Source organism: Sphaerisporangium melleum (assembly GCF_014646695.1).
GTDB lineage: Bacteria > Actinomycetota > Actinomycetes > Streptosporangiales > Streptosporangiaceae > Sphaerisporangium > Sphaerisporangium melleum.
On record NZ_BMNT01000125.1, the window covers coordinates 1,064 to 1,315 of the forward strand.

A 252-nucleotide genomic window follows, 5' to 3' on the forward strand; every position below is an offset into this window, starting at 1 on the left:
GCCCAGCGGTTCCTCCACCACCTTCGCCACCTGGTCCTACCGGCTCGGCTTCGGCAATCTGGTGCCGGCCTTCGGGCCCGGCGCGGCCGTGGGCAACCTGCTGATCGTCGCCGCGCTCGTCTTCGGCCTGATCTACATCCGCGCCCAGCGAAAGCAGGCGGTGGCATGAGACACCTGAAGACCGCCGTGGGGCTGGTGCTGACCGCGATCATGCTGTTCCCGGTCTACTGGATGATCAACGTGTCCCTGACC